At 41.0% G+C, this 22,002-nt stretch carries 18 protein-coding genes; 7 read left to right on the plus strand and 11 right to left on the minus strand.

Translation table 11 applies throughout. From position 1 onward, the window contains the following. Window positions 1-89 precede the first annotated feature (89 nt). Genes ACFSKV_RS19700 through rbsK form a run of 5 tightly spaced genes read right to left on the minus strand, consistent with a single transcriptional unit; the run spans window position 90 to window position 6,056 of the window. Complete coding sequence (locus ACFSKV_RS19700) at window positions 90-1,088, minus strand: GRP family sugar transporter (RefSeq protein WP_380806827.1); 999 nt, start codon at window positions 1,086-1,088, stop codon at window positions 90-92. Window positions 1,089-1,096: 8 nt separating this feature from the next. Next, a complete protein-coding gene (locus ACFSKV_RS19705; protein ID WP_380806828.1) occupies window positions 1,097-2,119 on the minus strand; it encodes a nucleoside hydrolase in 1,023 nt (340 codons plus the stop codon). Window positions 2,120-2,146: 27 nt separating this feature from the next. Further along, window positions 2,147-3,652 (minus strand): nucleoside hydrolase-like domain-containing protein, encoded by a 1,506-nt coding sequence (locus tag ACFSKV_RS19710; protein WP_380806829.1) that lies wholly within the window; start codon window positions 3,650-3,652, stop codon window positions 2,147-2,149. Between the two features lie 14 nt (window positions 3,653-3,666). Continuing rightward, a complete protein-coding gene (locus ACFSKV_RS19715; RefSeq protein WP_380806831.1) occupies window positions 3,667-5,127 on the minus strand; it encodes a hypothetical protein in 1,461 nt (486 codons plus the stop codon). Window positions 5,128-5,138: 11 nt separating this feature from the next. Continuing rightward, window positions 5,139-6,056, minus strand: a complete 918-nt coding sequence (gene rbsK, locus ACFSKV_RS19720) for a ribokinase (RefSeq protein ID WP_380806834.1) — start codon at window positions 6,054-6,056, stop codon at window positions 5,139-5,141. A 188-nt stretch (window positions 6,057-6,244) separates the two neighbouring features. On the opposite strand from rbsK, the gene ACFSKV_RS19725 reads away from it, so the two are divergent. The 6 genes from ACFSKV_RS19725 (at window position 6,245) to ACFSKV_RS19750 (ending at window position 14,423) form a co-directional block, all read left to right on the plus strand. Next, window positions 6,245-7,552, plus strand: coding sequence for a Gfo/Idh/MocA family protein (locus ACFSKV_RS19725; protein WP_380806835.1), 1,308 nt, complete (start codon window positions 6,245-6,247; stop codon window positions 7,550-7,552). 11 nt (window positions 7,553-7,563) lie between these two features. Continuing rightward, window positions 7,564-8,427: a sugar phosphate isomerase/epimerase family protein gene (locus ACFSKV_RS19730; RefSeq protein WP_380806836.1), complete on the plus strand. Its 864-nt coding sequence runs from the start codon at window positions 7,564-7,566 to the stop codon at window positions 8,425-8,427. 34 nt (window positions 8,428-8,461) lie between these two features. Next, the gene (locus tag ACFSKV_RS19735; RefSeq protein ID WP_380806838.1) at window positions 8,462-9,331 is read left to right on the plus strand and encodes a sugar phosphate isomerase/epimerase family protein; all 870 of its coding nucleotides are present in this window, start codon (window positions 8,462-8,464) and stop codon (window positions 9,329-9,331) included. Continuing rightward, the gene (locus tag ACFSKV_RS19740; RefSeq protein WP_380806839.1) at window positions 9,328-12,153 is read left to right on the plus strand and encodes a PVC-type heme-binding CxxCH protein; all 2,826 of its coding nucleotides are present in this window, start codon (window positions 9,328-9,330) and stop codon (window positions 12,151-12,153) included. Before ACFSKV_RS19735 ends, ACFSKV_RS19740 begins: the two co-directional genes overlap by 4 nt. A 236-nt stretch (window positions 12,154-12,389) precedes the next feature. After that, window positions 12,390-13,586: a redoxin domain-containing protein gene (locus tag ACFSKV_RS19745; RefSeq protein WP_380806841.1), complete on the plus strand. Its 1,197-nt coding sequence runs from the start codon at window positions 12,390-12,392 to the stop codon at window positions 13,584-13,586. Window positions 13,587-13,988: 402 nt separating this feature from the next. After that, window positions 13,989-14,423, plus strand: coding sequence for a MarR family winged helix-turn-helix transcriptional regulator (locus ACFSKV_RS19750; protein ID WP_380806844.1), 435 nt, complete (start codon window positions 13,989-13,991; stop codon window positions 14,421-14,423). 135 nt (window positions 14,424-14,558) lie between these two features. Here the strand turns inward: ACFSKV_RS19750 and ACFSKV_RS19755 are convergent, their stop codons facing one another. The 5 genes from ACFSKV_RS19755 to ACFSKV_RS19775 form a co-directional block, all read right to left on the minus strand. After that, a complete protein-coding gene (locus ACFSKV_RS19755; RefSeq protein WP_380806845.1) occupies window positions 14,559-15,689 on the minus strand; it encodes a metallophosphoesterase in 1,131 nt (376 codons plus the stop codon). Then, complete coding sequence (locus ACFSKV_RS19760) at window positions 15,679-16,602, minus strand: serine aminopeptidase domain-containing protein (protein ID WP_380806848.1); 924 nt, start codon at window positions 16,600-16,602, stop codon at window positions 15,679-15,681. Before ACFSKV_RS19760 ends, ACFSKV_RS19755 begins: the two co-directional genes overlap by 11 nt. A 280-nt stretch (window positions 16,603-16,882) precedes the next feature. Beyond that, on the minus strand, window positions 16,883-17,197 hold the full coding sequence (locus tag ACFSKV_RS19765) for a hypothetical protein (protein ID WP_380806850.1): 315 nt from the start codon (window positions 17,195-17,197) through the stop codon (window positions 16,883-16,885). A gap of 70 nt (window positions 17,198-17,267) precedes the next feature. Continuing rightward, window positions 17,268-18,125, minus strand: coding sequence for an HIT domain-containing protein (locus tag ACFSKV_RS19770; RefSeq protein ID WP_380806852.1), 858 nt, complete (start codon window positions 18,123-18,125; stop codon window positions 17,268-17,270). Further along, window positions 18,122-19,183 carry an HNH endonuclease domain-containing protein gene (locus tag ACFSKV_RS19775; RefSeq protein WP_380806853.1) on the minus strand — a complete coding sequence of 354 codons (1,062 nt, stop codon included), beginning with the start codon at window positions 19,181-19,183 and terminating at the stop codon, window positions 18,122-18,124. The genes ACFSKV_RS19770 and ACFSKV_RS19775 overlap by 4 nt, the downstream gene beginning before the upstream one ends. Window positions 19,184-19,333: 150 nt before the next feature. Here ACFSKV_RS19775 and ACFSKV_RS19780 point away from each other — a divergent pair, with 150 nt between their 5' ends. Then, window positions 19,334-19,588 (plus strand): Kazal-type serine protease inhibitor family protein, encoded by a 255-nt coding sequence (locus ACFSKV_RS19780; RefSeq protein WP_380806855.1) that lies wholly within the window; start codon window positions 19,334-19,336, stop codon window positions 19,586-19,588. An 80-nt stretch (window positions 19,589-19,668) separates the two neighbouring features. Here the strand turns inward: ACFSKV_RS19780 and ACFSKV_RS19785 are convergent, their stop codons facing one another. Then, entirely contained in the window at window positions 19,669-21,960 is a 2,292-nt protein-coding gene (locus ACFSKV_RS19785) for an acyl-CoA dehydrogenase family protein (protein WP_380806858.1), read from the minus strand. Window positions 21,961-22,002 lie beyond the last annotated feature (42 nt).

A 22,002-nucleotide genomic window follows, 5' to 3' on the forward strand; every position in this document is an offset into this window, starting at 1 on the left:
TATGTACCAAGTAAAAAGTAAACAGATTCGGTACTTGAAAAGTAATATTTATTGAGTTTTATCTTACAGACCTAAGTTATAACTTGCTGTTAAACCCCTGCATATACAATCATTCCCAAACCGAGAATGAAGAGCAGGAACATCCCTGTTAGCAAGAGGTTAGTTCCTTTTGGAGCATTTTTGAATTCTCTCCATATAAAGACGCCCCAAAATGCCGCTACCATAGTAGCTCCCTGACCCAAACCATAAGAGATGGCGGGACCGGCTTTCTCAGCGGCAATAATGCTAAATGACATTCCCACACACCAGATAATCCCTCCCAGAATACCTACCAAGTGGACGGGAATGCCCCCTTTAAAATAATCCGACCCATAGAGCTTTGAGCCTTCGATAGGCTTTTTCATCAGTATAGTATTGAAAACAAAATTGCTCATCAGGATGCCTATTGAAAAAACAAATACCGCCCCATACGGTGTAAATTTTCCTAATTCAGGTCTGGAAAAATCCAAGGACATGGACTGTGCGACAAAAAAGTAGAAGAAAGACATCAAAAAACCGCCCACCATAGCCAGCATTAATCCCACTTTAGGATTTTTACGCTCGGTACCGGCCAACTTTTTGTAAGCCAGGGCATCCATGATAATAGCAATCACTACCAAGCTTACACCGGCAAACAATAAAATTGGATCCCCTTTCTGGGTAGAGAAATAATTGACAATTACCCCAAGCACCAAAGCCAATCCTATACCTACCGGAAAAGCCACAGACATACCGGCATAAGCTATGGCTGCGACAATCAGGATATTGGCCAGGTTAAAAATAACCCCACCGACAAATGCCAAAGCATAACTCTTTCGGTCAGCCTGAAAAAGATCCTCTGCAAAACTCCTTCCTTCTTCTCCCGTGCTGCCCAAGGTATAACCAAATAATAGTGCCAAAAGAACAATTCCAATCACATAATCCCAATAAAAGAGCTCAAAACGCCATTGGGTTCCTGCCAGTTTTTGGGTATTGGCCCAAGAACCCCAACAGAGCATGGTAATGATGCAAAATAGAACGGCAGTGGAATAGGATTCGATGATAAACATGAGGGTGATTATTTAGGGTCCACCAATTGATAATTTTTGAGGGTATGGTAAAAGTCCTGGATAACAGCATCCCTATCAAAGTTTTCCCAAAGCATAATTTTTCGGGAATTTTCCTGCCTTTCTATCCACTGATTATCTATCAGGATAGGAGCTGGAATCTCTCTTTTTTCACCCCAGGTAGGATTTTTCAAAATGGCTGCTGCTACCATATCAAACAAAGCCCTTGAAGGAGGGTCTCCATGGTAATCTATATGTTCGAATAGGCTGATGGCATAGTCGCCAAAATTGATAAATTCACCTCCATGCCTCCCTATGATGGGTGTATCAATCTGCGGACCCATTCCCGGCATTTTTTCATTGATTTCGGCTTGGGTAACCTTCACTGCATCAGTACCACTGGGTTCTCCATACCGTACCGTGACCATTTCAAATGGGACCTTGGTGTTCAGTACAAAATTCATGGAAACAGTATCGTTGTCCTGATTGTATTCCCCTGGTTTGGGATAGTTGGACCCCAACCAAACTACCCGCATTTTGGATGCAATAGTGGGGTCTTTTTCCAGTGCCAAAGCCACATTGGTCAATTTGCCCACAGCAAGTATAACCAACTCCTGATCATGTGGTCTATTGGCTTGTTCAATGATAAAGTCTACTCCTTCTTTTCCATCAAAATCCTGATTCTGAACGCTTGTCCGGATAGCTTCAAATGAACCATCTGCTCCTTTCAACAGGGGTATTTGTCCAAAACGCTGGCCAAGTTGCAAAATTCTCTTAGCTTCTTCATAATGCATATCAATGTTGCCTCCACTTTTGGTTGCATTGACGGTCACTCCTTCCAGGTCAAAAGTAGGGACATTGACCAATAAGTACATCAAAGCGAATTGATCATCCAGCTCATTATTGGCATCGGTATCATAAATCAAACGGACCTTGGGGGATGTTTCAGGAGCAGAAGTTTCCTCAGCCACTTTTTCTCCTGGCTGGCAGGAAAAAAGCAAAAGGGATGCAATGGGTAAAATAAGTTTCCTCATGGTTATGTATTTTTTTCGTTTAATAGCTTATCGGGCACTTATAATTACCCTTCGGTAACTCACTAAATAGGGCTCTCCCCGATCTTTTACTTCCAGGATTAAATGAATGTTTTTAGACCCCAAATCCTCGGGTATACTGAACTCCTGTACTGGACTTTGGGGATTGGAAATTTGAAATTCCCCTTCATAGGTGTCCGCCAAATCATACCGGAACCATTGAAAGCTGAGTGGATCTCCGTCTGGATCTTTAGAAGCATTTGCATCCAATTTAACTTTTTCCCCTGGTTTTACTTTGAGATTTATCGTTTCTTTGGAAGCATTTCCATTGACTAAAGCAAGGGGTTCTCTGTTCACTTCCCCAGGTTCCTTGGTGGACCAAAGAAGCCTGTTCTTGAAATTGTTCGTCACTGCCTCATCCCATCTACTTAGTTCCGTCTGTTCAATTCCGCAGGTATAATAGTAATTTTTTGGAAAGCCTTCTCCCATCTGCTGAAATCTTGACCCCCAACTTCCCTGGGTAGGATCAAGAGGATCATTCAAGCCAAAAACCGAACTCAAAAGGTAAAAAAATGAAGGGCTATCCCCCTCCCCCCCATTGTCATAAATTTCAGACATGGGGCCATGCCCATTGACATCTGAAGGCCCGATGGGTTTTTTCCAATTCGGATCCCGGCTCCAGACATAATGCCAAAAGTGGCCATTATCGTAAAGTACCATGCCCAGTTCAACAGGCTTTTCTCCATAAGTTGGAATGGCTGTCCCAAATTCCGCGCAGGTTTCCTCCTGCATTTTGACAAAGTCTGCAAAAAATTCAAATGAAATGTCCTGGAACAAAATCCCAAACAAGTTCAATTTGGGCAACAATTGCTGGAATTTTTCTTCCCCATGTTTTTCCCTAAAGCGATGAAGGGCCTGTACAAAAGTAATGGTACCTCCCCATGCCTGTATGAATATGGGCCTATCGTCTTCTTTTTCAAATACCCGGACCAAAAAATCACTTCCCTCTGAATCTTTGGGTTCCCCATGTGGCGTGAGTCCTTCCCCAATCCAATCATGATAATAGATGGAATCCCAGGAACTCGTAACATAACGATCAGCAATATTATTCGAGAATTCCAGGGTATTGGTAAGCCATATTATAGGAAGCGCACCCCTACCTTGTCTGGTAACGGCCATCAGGTCTTCATAAGATGGCAACCCAGGATCATGTTTGTGTAATTGGGGCAATTCTTCACGGTAAGCATGGAGAACAGACATGGCTTTGTTCCATGGACCGGGATCATCATGGATATAATCAGGCAATTGATTGGTAATGATTAGGGCTTCCAGATCAAAATAGGAACCATAGTACAAATACCGGATTAGGGAATTGCCATCATCATGGGTCATATCCGTGAGAATAACAGTCCGTATTTTTTCTGATGGGTGGTCTGTTTGTTCAGAATCGCTTGATTGGCAAGCCATAAAAAGCAGCACAACAGCAAGTGCAAAATGATTTAGGAAACAGGCTCTGATTGATTGTACAGGTAGCATTTCATCTTATTTTTTCAAGGTTGCCCACCATAAGGCCACCAAGGATTTTTATAATATGGGCTTTCTACTATTATTTCTTTTTGCTCAAACTTATAGGTTAGCCTTCCCTTGATCCAATGTTCCTGACCAAGTTCGGACTGAGAAAAAGCCCTGAAGTCAAAAGTCTCCGGGATTTCGCTATTTCGGGCCACAATTTTATTATTGATTATCCATTCAAATTGAATAATTTGGATTTTATCCGGCCCTCCCGAGACCAAAATTTTTTTAACCTCCCCGAAATTTCCAGAAAAATCAAGAACCAACTTTGGGGTTCCCGGACTACCGGTAATTTGGGCCAACAAATTAAAAAACCTGCTTTTTCTATCAGAGGAAATCTGCCAATTCACAGGAATACTTTGGTAACCAAGGTTATAATCATGGTTTTCTTCAGGAAGTCTAAAATCAAAATATCCCCAAGAAGTAAAGTTCTCCACACTTGCTACAAAATTGTTATCTCGTGTTTGCCAGCCTTGATCTGGATTCCTCCATGGAATATCATCTTCATTGTTTACCAGGGGTTTGGGAGAGTAGATGGATTTTGATCTTATTTCCTCAGAGATCTCCTGAATTCGTTCTGGGTTTTGGACCCCATTCCCATGTATTAATATAAAATCTGAGAGGGCTACTATTTCATCAAGTGGTACTTGGCCCCCTGCTAAAGAAGTGGAAACATAAAGCCTTTTTTCATTCCTGACTATTTCTTTGGCCAAACTGATTAATTCATGCACCCTATGACATTTAAGGATATCATGATCATAAGCAGGCACAGAGCATTCATTGTTGATTTCTATTAGGACATTGGAATAGCCTTTTTCTAAAACCCAAAGAACTGCATTTTTGACGGCGGTTTTTACCGCTTCTTCATCAATAAGTGACTGGTCTTCCCCAAAATAAAATAAACCCAAAATAACTACCATGCCAAGATCGTCAGCTTTGTCTATAATGCTTTCGGCCCGGTTCATGAAAGAATCCCTGAGTGATCCATCAGGATTAAAAGCTGAATTGTCCCATGGAAAACCTTTACAGTATCCATAGGGGCATCCCCCCTGAAGGTTGAGGGTAAAACCAAGAAGCCCATGTTCTTTCCAAGAAGGCATAGCCCGAATAAATTCTTCGGTATTTCTATCAGCATCCCATTTCTTGGTATCAGGATAGTTCCATTGTCCACTGGTTTTTTCATTGAGGTCATCAAAAATCCCCTGTACCATCCTGGAGTTGAACAATAATCCTTCAATTGGAAAAGATTTTCCACTGGACGAATTCCAAAATTGACCTTGATAGGTAGGTGTTCCATTGATCAGGAATTTATCCCCTTCTATACTTACCTTGGTTTTTCGGATAACCGAGTCATTTTTGATTTCATGTTTCCATGGGAATACAAAGGCAAATCCTGAACAAAGGAAAGCAATTAAAGAAATCCATATTTTTGATTTCATGTTTGCTGGTTTTAGTTTTTCAGAGAAAGCTCTTCTAAAGTAGGGATAGAAGACTGTGCCCCCATCCGCTGTACCGATAAAGTAGCTGCTTTTAGGGCAAATTGAACCGCCTTTTCAATGCTTTCCCCTTTTGCCAAAGCCACTGCCAGGGCCCCGTTGAAAGTATCTCCTGCTGCAGTACTATCCACCGCCTGTACTTTTTTAGTTGGGATTCTGCCTTTGAAACCTTCAGTATAGACAAAGGCGCCTCCTGCTCCTAAGGTGATAATTACATTTTGGACTCCCTTACCAAAAAGAGCCTTTGCAGCGGATTCTGCTGAATCATCATCTCTGATTTGTATACCGGTGAGCAATTCTGCCTCGGTTTCATTAGGTGTGATCATAAACAATCCTTCAAAAAAAGCCTCTGACAAATCCGTGGCGGGTGCAGGATTAAGAATCAAAGGTTTCCCTTTCTTTTTGGCCTTTTCAATACAGGATAATACAGTAGGCAAAGGTATTTCCAATTGGGTAAGAATGATAGCTGCATGCTCAAAATGGGAATCTGCAGCTTGAATGTCAACTGTGGATATGTGAGAATTAGCTCCGGGGGCAACGATAATGGTGTTTTCCCCAGAGCTGTCAACGGTAATCAAAGCAACTCCTGAGGGTTGATCTGGTATTTGCTTGATGAGTGATGTATCTATTCCTTCATTTTTGAAGTTTTCCAAATTAGTTTCACCAAACAAATCTTTCCCCAATTTGGAAATGAAACTGACCTCTCCCCCCACCCGGGCAGCAGCGACCGCTTGATTGGCCCCTTTTCCTCCTGGTATCAAAGAAAACTTACCTCCAATGATTGTTTCACCTGGTGAAGGAAAGTGATCAGATTGGATAACCATATCCATATTAGCACTTCCTATCACAAGAATTTTAGGTTTGTAGTCCATACCTCACAAATATTGATCAGGCCTTTTATCAAACTAAAGTCTGGGCAAACTGATTTTTAATATTTTAAATTTTTAACAAAGACTAAATTGAAGTAATATTATACTGATCTTTTCCAAAAGACACAAATATTTCATGCTTATGGGATGAATATTTCTTTTGGAGAAATGAACCTTAAACCCATTGTAACATGAAATTCAGTAATTATCGATTTTCCCGAAGAAAATTTCTGGGGACCTCTATACTTGGCGCGGCAGGACTTTCTTTAATACCAGGTCTTAGTACAGCAAATTCCCCAATATCATTAGAAGATATTCAACAGGTTAGGCTTGGATTTATCGGTGTGGGAAGACAGGCCATGGGAATTCTCAACGGTATGATGAGAATTCCCGGAGTGGAAGTTTTAGCCTGTGCAGATGTTTATGAAATCAAAAGGGAGAGATTCAAAAAAAGGGTTAACCGAATCAGTGGTGAACTGGGCAAACCTGCTCCTAAAATTGATGTATATTCCAATTACAAAGATCTTTTAGCAAGACCGGATATTGATGCAGTGGTCATTGCCTCTCCGGATCACTGGCATGCCCTTATGGCCATTGATGCCTGCAATGCCGGAAAGGATGTTTATTTGGAAAAACCTCTGACCCTGACAGTCAAAGAAGGTCAAGAATTGGTCAGGGCGGTCAGGAAAAACGGAGCAATCCTGGCTGTAGGCAGTCAGCAGCGCTCAGATGTGAATTTCCAGCATGCCGCCAGAATGGTACTCAAAGGAAGGATTGGTAAAGTGGAAAAAGTACTGGTTCATGTCGGTCAGCCAGAGCATCCAAGACCTTTTGATCTTGAAAAACAGGACATTCCCAAAGGTTTAGATTGGAAGGCCTGGCTGGGACCTTTACCTGAAATGCATTTCAATGAGCAGCTTAATCCCCCGATTTCCCTGGATCCTGAAGAAAATGAAAAGCTTTGGGGTGCTTGGAGATGGTTTAGGGAAACTGGAGGCGGTTATATGACCGATTGGGGCGCACATATGTTTGATATTGCCCAATGGGGATTAGGAATGGACAGAAGTGGTCCTGTTAAAGTCATTCCTGGAACAGGTGACAAACCTCTGACTTATCATTATGCCAATGGCGTGGAAATGGTAGTCGGGCCCTTTGATGAAGGCAGGCAAGGGGTGAAATTTTTGGGAGATAAAGGCTGGATCAAAGTTTCCCGAGGAAATTTTGATTCCTCTGATGAAAGTTTAAAACCCACTATGGAAAGGCCTAATTTAGGCTATCCCCCCCATTATTGGGACTTTATTGATTCAGTCATCAAAAGAAAGGATCCGATAGTACCTGTGGAAGTTGGGCACAGCACCTGTGTTGTCTGTACCATAGGCAATATTGCCAATGTTTTGGGAAGGCCACTGGATTGGGACCCTGTAAATCAGACATTCCCCAATGATTGGGAAGCCCAATCCAAATTGCATTACAATTACGAAAACGGTTATTCATTATAATACCTACTACTATGAACAAAAGAAGAGATTTCTTAAAAGCTTCAGGAGCCTTGGCCTTGACTTCCTTGCTTAAGCCTTCAAATATATTTGCCAACAGCCTTGCCAAAAAACCAATTGGTTTACAACTCTATTCTGTCCGGGAAGACATGAAAGAAGATCCTCAGGGAACCTTAAGGATGGTAGCCTCCATAGGATATAAAAGTTTGGAAGCGGCCAATTATGCAGATGGAAAAGTCTATGGAATGGAACCGGTATTTTTCAAAAACTATATTCAGGATTTGGGAATGAAATTGAGAAGTGCCCATGTGGGTGGTCCAAGAACTTATGATCCTGCCAAAAAAGAGGAGGCATTGGATTGGTGGAAAAAAGCAGCTGATGACCATAAGATTATGGGGGCAAAATACCTGATCAAACCTTCCATGCCGATTCCAACAACCTTGAAAGAACTGGATGTCTGGTGTGAGTATTATAATGCCATTGGGGAAATTACCAAAAAATCAGGCCTTCAATTTGGCTTTCATAACCATGCCCGTGAATTCGAGGCCATTGAAGGCAAGATTATGATGGATCACATGATTGCGTATACTGACCCCAAACTGGTCTGTTTTGAGCTGGACGTATATTGGGCTCAGAAAGGGGGGCAGGATCCAGTGGATTACCTCGAAAAGTATGCAGGACGTTTTCCTGTGGTACACATTAAGGATGAAGAAGAGATCGGTGCAAGTGGCACCTTGGACTTTAAGGCCATTTTTGAAGCAGCCTACAAACAGGGCATGAAAGACTATTTTGTTGAAGTGGAAAGATACAATTTTGAGCCCTTGGAAAGCGTCAAACAAAGTTTCGATTACCTCAATAAAGCCTCCTATGTAAAATAAGCCATTTAGAACCTTAGTGAAAGAGGAATTTCCAATGTTTTCGACCCAAACCACTCCAAGAAGAACCTTTATCAGACAATCTTTGGGCATTGGTTTGGGTGTTTTCTTCCTGCCTTCGGCTCTAAAAGCAAAATCCTTATTTTCTTTTGGTGCCTGTGATTGGTCTATAGGTCAAAGAGCTTCCCTCAATGCATTTGAAACCGCCAAGGCAATTGGACTGGATGGTATTCAGGTAAGTTTGGGAACTATCAAGGATAATATGCATCTTAGACTGGGAGACATGCAAGAAAAATATTTACAGGCATCTCGATCCACAAATGTAAAAATCGCAAGTTTGGCTATTGGAGAGCTAAATGAAGTTCCTTATAAATCAGAGGGTCAAACACAAGAATGGGTTCATGACAGTATTGACGTAGCCAATGCTTTGGGATGTAAAGTTGTGCTCCTTGCTTTTTTTGGTAAAGGGGATTTACGTGATGATCTGGAAGGCAAAAAAGAAGTGATACGAAAACTGAAGGAGTTAGCCCCAAAGGCCGAAAGGCAAAATGTTTATCTGGCCATAGAATCCTGGCTTTCTGCTGAGGAGCATTTGGATATCATTGAAAAAGTGGGCTCTTCCCATATTAAGGTCTATTATGACGTGGCCAATGCCACCAGCATGGGATACGATATTTTTCGTGAAATGCGCTTGTTAGGTACCGACTACATTTGTGAAGTGCATGCCAAAGAAAACGGGCATCTTTTGGGTAAGGGAGAAGTGGATTTTATAAAAGTAAGAAATGTGTTGGAGGAGATAGGTTACCGTGACTGGATCATCTTGGAAGGGGCTATTCCTAATGGAATGGAAATGTCAGAGGCCTACAGAAAAAATTTGAAATTCTTGCATCAAACTTTCAATGCATGAGACAACTATTTACCATAGTAATACCAGTGATGCTCTTCATAAATTGCACATCGCAAGAAGAAGAAGCTCCACTGTTATTTGTTCCTGATGATTTGGAAGTGATCCTTTGGTCAGAATCCCCGGATTTTTATAATCCTACCAATATAGATGTGGATGCAAAAGGAAGGGTATGGGTAACAGAGGCTGTGAATTACAGGGATTTCAGAAATGCTGAGGGCCATTTGGTCCATGAAGAGGGAGATAGGGTAATGATTTTGGAAGACAGCAATGGGGATGGAAAAGCAAACAGCTCAAAAATGTTTGTGCAGGACCCTGATTTACGGTCTCCGCTGGGATTGGCAGTGATAGGAAATCGTGTAATAGTTTCTTGTGCCCCTCATATCATTATCTATACCGATGAGAATGGGGATGATAGGCCAGACAAAAAAGAGATATTTCTAACGGGCTTTGGAGGTAGGGATCATGATCATGGTCTTCATGCAGGAGTTTTGGGCCCCGACGGAAAGTGGTATTTTATCGTCGGCAATGCAGGCCCCCATCAAGTGAAGGATAGGGATGGTTGGACCCTTCGTTCCGGAAGTGTATACAATGAATTCACCCCTTATGCTGAAGAGAACCTGCCCAATCAGGTAAGTGATGATGGAAAAGTGTATACAGGGGGTTTGGTTATTCGGGTGAATCAAGATGGTACGGGTATGCAGGTGATATCCCACAACTTCAGAAATGCCTATGAGGTAGCTGTAGATTCCTTTGGCAATATGTGGCAAAGCGACAATGATGATCAGACAGCCTCTTGCAGGACCACATGGCTAATGGAAGGAAGTAACGCGGGTTTTTTTAGTGCCACCGGAGAACGAACCTGGCAGGCAGACCGTAGGCCTGGACATACAGTGCCTATGGCACATTGGCATCAATATGACCCTGGGGTTTTGCCGGCAGGTGATATTTATGGTGCTGGATCTCCAACAGGCATAGTGAGATTAGAAGGAGATGAATTGGGAAAAGCCTACCAAGGCATGCTACTTAGTGCTGATGCAGGCAGAAATATTATTTTTGGCTATCACCCTACATTGCGAGGAGCGGGTTATCCACTTGAGGAGAGAACGGCCTTTATTTCATCCGTTAAGGTAGATAATACGAATTACATTTGGCATGAAGTCGAGGACGATCAAAGCAAGTGGTTTAGGCCCAGCGATATAGCCGTGGGAACGGAGGGTGCTTTGTATGTAGCAGATTGGTTTGACCCTATAGTGGGAGGCCATCAGATGATGGACAAAAAGGGGCATGGCAGAATATATAAAATACAGCCCGCGAATAAATCCCTTGAAAAACCCAAATTGGATTTTTCAAGCTTAGAGGGCCTGGTTCAGGCCTTTCAAAACCCAGCCATCCACGTGAGAGGATACGCAAGGGAAGGATTATTGGAGAAGGGCCAAGCTGCTATTCCAGCCCTATTACCTTTGTTGGAATCGTCAAATTCTTTTATTCAGGCGAGAACGATCTGGTTATTGGCCGAGTTGGGAGAAAAAGAAAAAATCCAAAAGTTTATAAACCATAATGACCCAGAATTGGCGCTTGCTGCATTCAGGGCATTGGGGAAGTTTGATGGAGACAATTTGTTGGACTATGCCCATTTTGCCTTAGAGGCAAAACATCCCGTTGTTATGGCAGAAGTGGCCATATCTTTAAGGGACTTGGCTTTGGACCAAAGTCGGGGTTTACTCTTCTCAATAGTAGGGGAATACGACGGGCATGATCCTTGGTTGCTTCATGCCTTGGGGATAGGTTTCGCCGCCCACAGGGAAAAGATTTATCCCGAGTTACTTAGGTATTTTGATGCCAATGAGTCTGAGACATGGCCCCAACCTTTGGCGAAATTGGTCTGGGAACTCCATCCTGCCGAGGCTGTGGATGACTTGGCTATTCGTATGGCCAAGCTTACAGGAAAAGAAAGGGAAGAAGCTATGACTTCTTTGGCATTTATCAATACTCCAAAAGCTGCTGCTGAAATGCGTAATTATTATGCCAATGTCTCAGGAGAGGAAAAATCCCAAGCGCAGTGGTGGCTTCATTTTAGAAAAACCAATGATTGGAAAGCCTATTTGGCGGACTGGGATTCCCCTCAAGATAACTTACCTAAGGTGGAACCTGAGGTATTGGTTTTTAAAGCAACATTGATGGACACATTGGCTGCAAAGGCAGATAGAGAAATGGCCATTCAAGCGCTGGCTTCCGAGATGCAGGGAAGGCTACACCTCACACAACTTGCAATCATGGGAAGGCTCTCCAAGCATGAAAAAGAAATGGCTGCAAAATGGTTGGAGGTTGAGAACAATTTGGCAAATAAGAGTCTGTTGGCCCATTATTTTCCCTTGGAACCACCCAAGTCACTGGACAGGAAGGAAGTGGAAAGAGCAAAAACAGCCTTAGGACAAGGGGAGACCTTGGCCATTCGGCATTGTGCGGTTTGTCATTCCATCGGGCAGGTAGAAAATGAGATTGGACCGGATTTACGACAGGTAAACCAAAAATTCAGTAAGACTGGCTTGATAGAAGCAATTCTGGAGCCTGATGCAGGTATAGGCTTTGGCTCAGAGACTTTCCTGATTGAATTGAACAACGGAACTATGCTTTATGGGATACTTCAATCCAGCGGCCCGGTGGTTACAGTATTAGAAAGTTCTGGTAGGAAATATCATATCCCCGCTGATATGATCAAAGGTAGGCGACAACTTCCCCACAGCTTAATGCCCAGTCCGGCTTGGATGGATATCTCGGAAAATGAGATAGCACAGATTGCAGCATATTTGATGGGAGGGTAAATTTATGATGAAAACTTTTCGTTTAAATAGATTCAAAACATGAAAAAACGAAGAGATTTCCTAAAACCATCAAAATAGACCCCTCTTGGGTTTCTTAACTTTCAAAAAATTAAAAGTCATTGAGATAAGATCACGATGGAAGTTTGGTAGAAGTTAAAAAGTGAAATTTAATTCTATAGTAAAGTATCAAACAGAGTTTCGAATTCCTTTATAAAGCACCCTTTATGAAAAAAGCTATGAAAAAAACTAAGTTATCCACATTAATGTTGCTTGCTGTCACCATGTTTTGGGCATGTGGACAAAATAGTAATGAAGGAAATGGGAATATCACCTCTGCAGGAGGTTTTGTCCCCAATCCACAGGAAATGTCAGAACAGCCTGTAGGCAAACTGGCTATAGGGGATAAAGCACCCTATTTCAGACTGCCCAATATTGATGGAAAGTATGTTTCCATTGATGACTTCTCAGACGCGGAAGTATTGGTCATTAATTTCACCTGCAACCATTGTCCCACGGCGCAGGCCTATGAGGAACGCTTTATCAACCTGGTGAATGAATATAAAAGTAAAGGAGTAGCTTTTATGGCCATTTCGCCCAATAGTCCCATTGGCATACTGCCGGAGGAACTGGGCTATACCGATCTGAGTGATGATTACCGGAGCATGCAGATCCGTTATGAGGACATGAAATATAATTTCCCTTATCTCTATGATGGGGACAAACATGAATATTCATTGGCTTATGGTCCAATTGCAACTCCCCATGTCTTTGTCTTTGATAAAGAAAGAAAACTGACTTATTCCGGGAGGTTGGATGCTTCTGAAAAACCGGGTACAGCCAATTCCGAGGACTTACGTTTGGCCATTGATAAAACATTGGTTGGCGAGCCTTTGGATCCGGATAAGGCAATTACCCCTGCTTTTGGTTGTTCTACCAAATGGGCCTGGAAAAACGAATACACCATCAAAACCAATGAAGAATGGAAGAAAAAACCTGTGGAATTGAATAAAATATCCACCACAGAATTGGCTGAGTTATTAAAAAATGAAAGCGATGAACTGTTGTTAGTGAATTTCTGGGCCACTTGGTGTGGGCCTTGTGTAGTGGAATACCCTGAATTTATTGAAATGTACCGTATGTATGGGGCCAGGGATTTCAGGTTTGTTTCTGTAAGCATGGACAATCCGGAACAGGAAGACAAAGTGTTGAAGTTTTTAAAAACTAAATATTCCGCTGTTCCTAACTATCTTATGGATACCGATGACAAATATGCCATCATAGATGTGGTCAAAAATGATTGGGATGGCAGCTTGCCAATCACTTTGTTGATTGAACCGGGAGGCAATGTAGCCTACAAAGTTCCTGGAGAAATCAACTCATTGGCTTTGAAAAAAGCGATTGTGGACCATCCTATGATAGGAAGGTATTATTGATTTCGGAATAAGTGTAATGTTGATTTCAAGTAGTATAATAATTCAATCGTCATGTTGAGCAAAGCGAAACATCTCTTTGATATTCAATAGGGAAAGCGAAAGAATTGGAAAATGGACGGATCAGGCCTGAAGGGCCGAAATGTGAAAACCCAGGGCATCGCCCTGGGGCAAAGCGGTAAATCTCCCCATGGAAGCGCTGAAAGTGCGGGATAAGTAGGAAAGCGAAAGGCAGATGTCGGAAGGATTAAGATAGATTCATCTTTTGTCCACTTTGTTCACTTTTGTGATTCGAAAAATTTCTACCATCAGGAAAAAATAATCCCTTTTTGTATTTCTTTATGTTTAAACATTGTCATTTAATCTAGATTTTCCTAAATTCAATTGTTCTCAATTGAATTTGATATGGAAAAAGAATCACTTTTAAGTCAGGATTTCGGATATAATTTTTATGTGGCCTCTCGGTTGATTACCCAGGCTTACCGTGAGCCATTGGAGGTAATTGGATTAACTTATCCGCAATATTTGGTGATGTTGGCATTATGGGAAGAGGATGGTCAGATGGTCTCCCGGATCGGAGACAAACTGCAATTGGATTCGGGTACGCTGACACCCCTGCTCAAACGTCTGGAGTCCCTCAATTTGGTCAAACGTGAAAGAAGTGAAGATGATGAAAGGAAGGTTGTCATCCAGTTAACCTATCCGGGGAAAACCCTTCAGAACAAAGCCCAATCTATACCAGAAAAGGTGCAAGATAAAATGGAAAAATGGCCGGATAGGGACAGATCAAGATTGAAAAGTTTAATGGGAAAGTTGATTGATGATTATTCCAATCAATGATTTAATGTGAATTTATTCAAAAAATTTCTTGATTGTTGTTGAAGTCATTTTTTGAATACATCATCAATGAATTTACCAAAAAAATCTCACTTAAAAACAGAATTTCAAAGGGTTTAAAACTTATCCACATTCTTTTCAGTCAAAAAACATATGCCTCAATTCGCTTAAAGGTAATTCCTCCAAAACTTCTCTTTTCGACGTCCCCTCTTCTTCATACCAAGATACCAGCCGGGCAAAACCTTCAGAAATCTCAATCCCTGTGATACTGTTGTCACTGAAGCAACAACAACCCGCATTGAAATAGGTGGGTTTATATTTTGGTTTTTCGGAAGAGGTCCCCTCGCATTGACTGGGATGCCTTTTGATTTTTTCTTCCAAATCCTCCACAACCGCTTTATCTCCGATTTTTAAAGCCTCTGCCAACCTTTCCCTTAAAGTCTGTATATGACTATAGGAATGGAAAATAGGTTGGTGCGTATGCCCTGTAATTAAAACCACATTTTCCTGTGCTTGACTCCATTCATACATCAATCTGTTATGTAGGGTCTTCTCGCCCTGGATTTTTGCCGGAGTATTGATGTTAATTTCCAAAAAAGATTGGAATGGTGCCCAGATATAGGAGACAAACCAAATCGAAAACTTATTACCATCCGATTTTCTATCCCCTTGGTGGCCATGTGTACAAAATACATCTATATATTTGCCATTTTCAAATTTCACCCGAATGACAATACCCCCATAGATATTGATCGCCTTTCCAAAAACCTGCCAGAGATACATTTTTGCGAAGGGATCAATTTTCCAAAATATATCATGATTGCCATAAATCTTATAAAATGCGTTTCTTTTGATGAATTTTTTCTCTGCTTCAAAAGTATCATGATTATGCTTCATGATGGAAAAAATATTGAATTTCCAGAATTCCTCTGAATCACCTAAATTGATATAATTGGCCTTTTTTTGCTCATAATAATCCAAGGCGGCCAGGTAGTTTTTTTCAGCATACCTGAACTCATCACTTTTTCCCCTATTGCCTTTATGGTGGTCAGAGAAAATAATCGTGGTTCCGCTTTTTAGGTCAATTTCATAGAGCGCTCCGTTTTTTGGTTCAGGGTTATCCACAATATCCTGATACAGTTCTGAGAGTCGCTGAAACACAAATTCTTTATCCGGTGATGAGGATACTTTTTTAGTTATCCACAATGTCGGTTTTCTCAAAAGGAAAATAATTGGGGCTTTAAGGATGGAAAAAAATCTACTGATCATTGTTCTTATTTGACTTTATCAAAGTATCCCTAATATACAAAAAGGTAGGAAGAAAGGTCTCTATACCATGTCCTACATTCTCAAAAACCTTGATCTCTTGTAGCTTGGAGAAACTGTCCACTGCATTCTTCGCTGATTTTTGGTAAGGGAAAAGCAGGTCTTTATCTCCCAAAAGCAAGTAAACAGGAACAGTTACCCCTGTGAGTTCCATACCCATATCATATGGTTTTTGGGTATTGTCTTTATAATTCCTAATAGCAAAAACTTCATAATCCACCAAAAGCTGTTCTGCTTCTTTTGAAAGAGAATGATGTGGATAACAAAGGATGGCTTGATATAAGAACTTCCGGACATTCTTTTCTGTGGGAGAAAAAATGGGGAGGAGGTTATAATACAGGTTTTTGAATCTTAAGGAAAATGGCTGAAGGCAGCCAGGATTAAGTAAAAAAACTGTGTGTATTCTTTCAGGACAGACCAGAGCCATTTTCATGCAGATCAGGCCACCGAAGGAAGCACCGGCAACAAAAACCTTGTCCAATTCCAGGTTATCCACAATTTCCTTAGCCCATGAGCCATAACCATTTCCTTTAATATCCGGGGTATTCCCATCACTGAGATTGGGAAGACCATTGGTTTCTACCAAAAAAATATTCACATGGTCAACCAAAGCATTGAGGTTTTTGTCCAGGTCCCAGAACAGAACCGTAGTTCTTGCGCCGGGAAAAACCAAAAGTGTTTCCTTTTTAGGATCAAAGTCCTTTAGGGTCCAAATTTGCGTTTTCCCCAAAGAAGTATGGATAACCTTTTCACCATATTTTCTCCCATTGGCCATTTCAAGCCTTTCGACCCAATTTCTAAACCATAGGTGGTCCTGTACAGGGTTTTTAAAGGAGGAGGTGCGGTGGATTTTCATGACTTTTAAAGCACAAAGAAAGTTACTGCAATTTTTGATGCTTTATCCAAAAATGAAAAAAATAAAGGGCTTTAAATTTCCATAAATGTAATGGGACTTACTTTAAGAATTGCTGCAGATTAAATACTTGACTTCCCATAGAATGGGAATATGCTTCTATCTAGTAATTTACAAATTGTAAATTACCATTGATCATTCATTAAAGGATAACCAAAACATTTCCCTTGATTTAAAAAAACCATTTTTACTTTGTGGATAAAGTTTTGGGAATAATTAAAAATCAATTCAGGGTTGGTATTGCTATAAACCCTTTGTTGTAAAGGTCTTTTACCAGCTCTCTGGAAAAACGATCAAATAGGTTATTGGATAAAGACCGCCTTCTGTTCTGCCCGTCCATATCATTGAACCTTCCGTTGATAATCGCATTGAAGTTTTCCTCATCCCAATGGTAAAACACATTTTCTGAATCCGTGATCAAGAGCAAAAGTTTTTCATACCGGATCGAATTATCCACCAATTTATGGGAACTTACGCGGGCAGAGATACAGGATTGCATTAATAGCACAAAAAGAGAAAGGATCAAAAATTTCTTCATGGTAAGGTATACTGATTTTTTAGGTGTGGGGTTGTGGGTTTTGAAAAATAAAAACCCGATAATATTTAACTTACCGATACTTCCTTTTTTCGGGTATGACCCCTCTAACTCCTCCTTCTGGATCATCCATATCTCCTGCAAACCTTGGAATTAAATGAATATGCACATGGGGGATGGTTTGACCAGCTTTTTCTCCAATGTTGATTCCCACATTAAATCCATCCGGATTAAAAAGATTTTGAAGATGGATTTTAATATGGTTAAGCACAAAAAACAAAGCTATTTGTTCTTTTAAGCTTAAATCAAAAAAGTTTTCCACATGTCTTTTTGGAATAATCAAAGCATGGCCATTTCCAACTGGATATTTGTCATAAATAGCATAAACTGATGCCGATTCTGCAATCAATTCCATATCCTTCGAAGGGTTACAAAAAATACACGACTGACCATCTTCATGAATCAGATGATTAATATGTTGATATTCATAAATTTCACAGTTTTCATTTCGAAAAACAGATTGAAATGGAAGTATCACGTTACATTGATAAGTGGGTTTTTGGTGTATTTTGTGGGTTCTGAAACCTGATTTTTTCACATCCCTTCTGACAGAAAAATAGGCTATTCCTCCTGGTTTTAATATTTGCGAAATTTCCAGCAAAACCTTGGTTTGTTCTTCCAGCATCAACACATTCAGAACATAAAAACAGATGATGGTATCAAATTTACCTTGTGGATAAGTTGGAAAATAATGCCTGTCATACCCTTGAATATCCAAACCCTTGGATTGGAGAATTTCCACATCCTTTCCAAAACCACAACCAAAATCTAGGATCTTTCCCCTAAGCAACGCCTTATCCAAAAGCAATCTTGCTGGATAAGAAAGTTTTTCTCTTTCTTTAGCAGTGAGATGGGAAAACTCATTTTTCATGATTTAGCTAAAGATTGAAACCCATTATTAATTGCCATTAAAACCATTGGATTAAAAGTTTTTCTGAATTTTTCTTTTTCAAATGATTCTGATAATTTTTGTATATCCTGGACACCTTGGAAGATATCTAAGTATTCAAAAAGGTAATTTGATTTGGGGTCTTTTATTGAAACAATTTCAATGGCCTTTCTATGAATTTCATAAAAATCATCAAAGAAGTCTTCTAATACGGGTATTTTGTCACTTTTGGTGGAGTTGAATGATGAATCGGCCGGTACAAGATTCCAAATAAGATCATGACAAACATATCTGTGGGGAATAAAATGTTCGACCACGTAATTTGACTTATTTAGATTTTCGCCAGTATAAATACACTTCATTGTTCCTACTTCATCAAAGAAAAGATTCCAAAAGTTCTTCCTTTGATTGGTTAATGGGCTTCTTGAAGGAGGCTTTATAAGTTTACTTGGAACATCAGGTAAGCCAGGATTCCTTTTTTGTAAGAAAATGGCGAGATTCCAAAAGCAAAAGTCTCTTAAAAAGCGTATATTTTGGATTAGGTAAGGTATCCAACTCGAGTTTATTTCAACATGATTTGGGTAAAGTGCATATAAACAATCATTTTCAAAGCCTTGAGACCTAGAGTATATTCTTGATATCAATTTTTCTCCTTTTAACCAGGGAGCTAAAAACCAATGCGGAACTTGATTATTAAAATGATTCAGTGTCTTTTGAGTTTCTTGATTTTGAGATTGAACTAACTTTTCTACAATTACACTTTTATGTTCCTCAATGGAGATATTTTCAATTCGTTTTATATTTTCTACTGCTCTATGAATCACATCCTGCTTACCAAAAGAAACCTGAAAATAATTCACTGTATACCAAGGTATGGCTACCATCCGAGCGAAGAGGTCTCTTTTTTCAATTATCCTTTTTTCACCATTAAGACAATCTAGAATACTCAAAAACCAATAGTACTTATAGGTAGCAGATGTGCTATCAAAACAAGAAGCTAATAGATGAGTAGGAAGGTTTGAATCCTTAGGAAATTCCATTGTTCATTTTCATTTCTCTGAAAATACTAATTGCCAAACCATTCCCCAACCCCACAACTAATTTTAATCGGATAATTTTAAGAAAAAAAATAACCTATTGCCTGTAGCGCCTTTAGCCCTTTTATTCGTCTTATGTGAAATACCAAGACCATGAAAAAAACACTGAACCTTCTATTTATTCTTCCGTTCCTTTTTTCCTCAGCTTTTATGTGTGAAACTGTACAATCTGAACCTGAGGTGTTATTGGCCAAAGACTGCTTTGATAGCAGTAAGATAAGGGAAGATATCATGTGTCCAGCCATCTATCAACCCGTCTGTGGCTGCGATGGAAAAACCTACGGCAATGCCTGTGAGGCCGGTGCCAAAGGTATTTTGAAGTTTGAAGAAGGGGCCTGTGGGGAATAAAGGCATTTTCCCCAGATAACGCTACCTCTCCTGGCACATTTGCAGGAGGAGAAGGGCCAATATCATGGATTATTAACAGATCAACTTCTCCTGGCTATGGGCGCAGCAATGCAGTTTTCAGGAATATCAAATGCATCGGTAAGTGCCAGGGCATTTTTCCTGATTTCCCAACAGAGTTGATTGACTTCTTTTCTGATCGCTTTGGTTTTGACACCTTCCATATACCCTTGTTCCAGGTACCAAGCGCTATTTTTTTCTATCGTATGCAAAGCATACAACTGGCAAAGTTGGGTCAGCGCATCCTGCACACCTTTGTCGGCAACTTCTCTTACTGCTTTTTGGAATTCTTCCAAGATGATCCTTTCAATATAAGCCTGCCCCACATTGACCAAATGGTGCTGTACTACATTGAAGGCATCAAAGGAATCCATTCCACTGTCAATATGCCTTTTGATCCTTTGGGCTGCACTCGACAGGATCGCTCTCTCCCTGTATCTAAAGGCATTCAGGTGGAAGTCCATGTCCAATAGATGGGCCTGATCCGTATTTCTTACAATCAAGGGATTCTTTTCCGTGATCGAGGTCGTAGCCTGACTGACCACATAATTGAAGATGGTAAACAAGTTCATGTCACCAAATTCCTGCCTGAATTCCGTCAGTCTATTTTTAGCGACCAACTGCATCAAGACTACATTATCTCCTTCGAAAGTGGTATATACATCTGTATCATTTTTGAGGGAATCGATTCTGTTTTCTGAGAGGTATCCTTTACCCCCACAGGCTTCCCGGCATTCCTGCAACGTCGCTGTGGTAAACCAGGTCGTATAGGCCTTTAATCCCGCTGCCAATGCCTCAATCTCCTGGGCATCTTCCTCCGTTCTGTTCAAAAACCGCTCAGTGAGGTAGCGCAAAGCAAAGTGGAGTGCATAACTGCTTGCCAATGGCGGCATCAATCTCCTTTGATGCATTCTGTAATTCAAGATAGGCACCTCTTCGCCTCCTTCAGGACCAAACTGCCTGCGCTTTTCCCCATGTCGGATAGCAATGGTCAACCCTGTTTTGGAAGCAGATAGGGCAGACCTTGGTATCCCTATCCTTCCGCCCACCAAAGTACCGAGCATAGTAAAAAATCTCCTGTTGTCAGAACTGATGGGGCTTTCAAATTCACCTGCTTCATTGACAAAGGAGAACCTGTCCAGCATGTTTTCCTTTGGAATTTCTACCTGATCAAAGTATATCACACCATTGTCAACCCCATTTAGTCCCATCTTCCGGCCACAGTCTTCTATGCTTACACCGGGCTCCATATTACCTTGGGCATCTCTTAGGGGAACAATGAAAGCATTTACCCCAAAGTCCTCTCCATCAATCATCAGCTTGGCAAAAACCGTTGCCATTTGACCGTGCATGGCAGCATTACCGATGTATTCCTTTCTGGCATCCGGATTGGGGGTATGGATGGTGAAGGTCTTTTTGCTGTGATTGTAGGTGGCCGTAGTCTCCAAGCCTCTCACATTGGACCCGTGTCCGGTTTCCGTCATGGCAAAGCAACCGGGCAATTTTAGACTGCCCACATCTTTGAGGTATTTTTGATGGTGTTTGTCCGTACCAAGAAAAAAGATACTCATACCCCATAGTCCAAACTGCACCCCAAATTTGATGACCATACTCAGGTCATGGTAAGAGAGGGTTTCCATGATAGTAAAGTAACCCTCCATGTCTTGCTTACCTCCAGCGAATTTGGGAAAAGCCCATGCCCCAAAGCCCTGCCTGGCAAGTTCCTGACACCAAACCAGCGTTTGTTCCCGCTGTTCCTTTAGGCTGTCAAACTCCCTGTAAGCAAAAGTTGGATCAGCAATGATGGTTTTTACTTTTCGGATCAGCTCTGCTTGGTTGCCATCCAGAATTTTGGCCATCTCATTGATGTAAAAATTTTGTTCCGCTATATGGCTTGTGGTAATAGTCTGATGACCTGATTTGAAAGCATAGCCGGCTTCCTTTCCTAGGAGACCGAGTGAACGTTCGGTATTCTGAAAATCAAGTATCGTTTTTTGGCTGAATGCTAGCTTTGGATCATACTTACGGACAAGCGCCATTCCTATGCTGCTGAGACTTTCCAGTTCTTTGATTTCCAAAGACCTGATCTCTTTTCGGATCGCTTTAAGGGCTTTGGGCTTGGGAGGTTGTGTGGGGTTCAATTTCTCCAGAAGCCAAGCCTTTTCTTCAATATCCAACCATTCCTGCCGCTCTATCAACCCTTCCATTTCTTTGATTTCAGTGGGTGTCAGGATACTATCTGCCCAGAGTGTATAGTAAAGTGGAAGAAAAATATGGAGCTTAGGATTGTGATGGATAAAATCTGAATGGATCATATGGAATTAGTTGGTTTCATAGGGTATACTCAGTAGTGATAT

The sequence above is a fragment of the Shivajiella indica genome (assembly GCF_042683085.1).
Classification (GTDB): Bacteria; Bacteroidota; Bacteroidia; order Cytophagales; family Cyclobacteriaceae; genus Shivajiella; species Shivajiella indica.